This window comes from Bacteroides xylanisolvens XB1A, assembly GCF_000210075.1.
GTDB classification, from domain to species: Bacteria; Bacteroidota; Bacteroidia; order Bacteroidales; family Bacteroidaceae; genus Bacteroides; species Bacteroides xylanisolvens.
The window spans coordinates 5,044,489-5,046,698 of the sequence record NC_021017.1 but is presented as its reverse complement, the minus strand read 5'-3'; the positions used below and the strand labels follow the sequence as shown (position 1 = coordinate 5,046,698).

Annotated in this window: 2 protein-coding genes; both read right to left on the bottom strand. The window is 51.7% G+C overall.

Annotation, left to right across the window (positions count from 1 at the left end; all coding sequences use genetic code 11):
* A partial coding sequence (locus tag BXY_RS19710) for a YWFCY domain-containing protein (protein ID WP_208946868.1) occupies window positions 1-1,151 on the bottom strand: 1,151 nt, incomplete at its 3' end.
* Between the two features lie 20 nt (window positions 1,152-1,171).
* On the bottom strand, window positions 1,172-2,210 hold a 1,039-nt coding region (gene mobB / locus BXY_RS19705), incomplete at its 5' end, for a conjugal transfer protein MobB (protein ID WP_208946867.1).

Genomic DNA, 2,210 nt, shown 5'->3' with positions numbered 1-2,210 from the left:
TGCAACTGCTCTTGAGCGTCTGATTCCCAAGCATCCACGAACGGGGAAAGGTAGTTTTCCAGTTCGGGATAACTGCGCAAAATAGTGAATACATCGGCGTATTTCTTGTTCAATAGTTCAATGGCATGGGGGAACGTGCAATACCTGCCGCCCTGATAAATGCGCAAGTACCAAATAATGGCTGCAAGCAGGATAATCGGGCTTTCCACGAAGAAATCGCCCTGCTTGCTTATCCAAGAGCGGTTAAGGTTAAGCATAATCGTGTAGCTGGCTTCGTAGGCATCCGCAATGTCCGACATGAAGCTGGCGTTTATCGGGTTGCATCGGTGGCTCTTGCGTGGGTCGTCAAAATTGATAATGTAGAATTTAGGCTTTACCTTATACCCGTCCAAGTGGTTAAGCAAATGATTATAAGCGATTTCCGATAAATCGGGAAACTTATAATCATAGCAGTAAAGCGCAAAACCTTTCTCGATTTGCTGTTTTATGTAACTGTTTACCACCGCATACGATTTGCCACTACCCGGCGTACCCAACACAAGGCTGGCACGGAACGGGTTCACGACATTTATCCAGCCGTTATTCCATTTCTTCTTATAGTAGAACCGGGTAGGCAGATTTACGGAATACTCGTTCTCGATAAGCCTTGTTTCCTGCTGGAAACTTTCGTTCTCTGTATTAAAGACATCATCCATTAGGTTGTTCTTCAACAGCCGGGACATCCATGTACCCGCCATGAGCATACAGATATAGCCCGCCGACAGCGTGGCGATATAAAACACAGTGTCCGCCGTGTGTGGCAGCGGAAGTTCCAGCAGCCACCAGTTCAGGAAAAACAACACGACACCCGCCGCAAGGCTGCAATGTATCTTCGCCCACGTTATCTTTTCCTCTTTCACGCCCTTAGTGCCGATGCACGACAGGGCGAGGAACACCACCGCAAAAAGTTTTGTCCAAAGGACGGACGAGAACAGCCCGGTGGTGCGCTGGAAATTCCACAGTATCTTGTCTATCACCTCAAACGTCACTCCCCATTCTTTCAGGGTGGAGTAACAGAACCAGTACACGTTTATTCCCACGAATAGAATACTGACAGCCCGCATAAAATCCATGACCCGTGCAAGCCCTCTCAAATCATCTTCCTGTTGCATGATTGTAATGTTTTTTCAAGTTAGTCGATGCGCCTTGTGCGCTTCTTTTTCTTCTTTCTCTTTTGGCGGGCGGTGTCCTGCGGCTCGTCACCGCCTGATGCACCGCCGCCCAGCAATCCACCGAAAGCACCCAGCACGGAAGCCACGCCCGGAACGATGTCGGATTTCGGCATGAACCCCGGTTGTTCCTGATGCGTGGGCTGGTCTTGCTGCGGTGCTGACACTTCGGGCTGGTGCATCTTTCCGGTTTCGCCCGAAAAACGTTCGTTGAACACGTTCGCCGAATACTCCTTGCCCAAGCGTGAACCGTTCAGCACCACCCGGCTGTCGTGGTCGATGAACGTAACGCCGTAGATGCGCCCGCTGTCATTCTGACGGAATACCACGTCAATGCCCTGCTTCTTTAGCTGTTGTTCCAGTTCTTTGCGGCTGCGGGCGGTCTGCATGGCAGTGGCTACAATCTTCCGGGTGCGTTCTTTCAGTTTCCCGTTCTTGATTGCTTCGCCCGATTTCTCCATTCTGCGCTGCACCGCTTCATAACCCACCGACTTGCCGATGCGGGAAGCCTTTACCGGATTGCCTGTCTTTTCGCCCTTGTCGTTCATGGCGGAATAGACAATGCCCTGATAGGGCTTGCCGTTTATCTCGCCCTTGACTTCCTCGGCGCACACGTTGTAAGAGGCAAGCAAAGCCTTGTACTCCCCGAACGACTGAAAACGATAGCCATAGCAAGCCGCTTTCACGGTATTGCCGATTTGGTGCTTCACATCCCCGGCGGCATAGTCCACCTTTTTAAGTTCCGGGCGTTCGGCACGTTCCTTTCGCTCTGCCGGGTGCAGCCCGTATTTCTTTTCCAGTTCACGGGTGATTTGCTTGCTGCGCCGATGCTCGAACTTGTCATTCAGCGGCTTGCCGTTCTCGTCCACCCGCAACCCCACGATGTGGATGTGGTGGCGGTCGATGTCGGTATGCTTGTACACCAAATAGGGCTGGTCGCCATAGCCCAACTTCCGCATATACTCTTTGGCGATGTCGGAAAGCTGCTGGTCTGTCAGCACG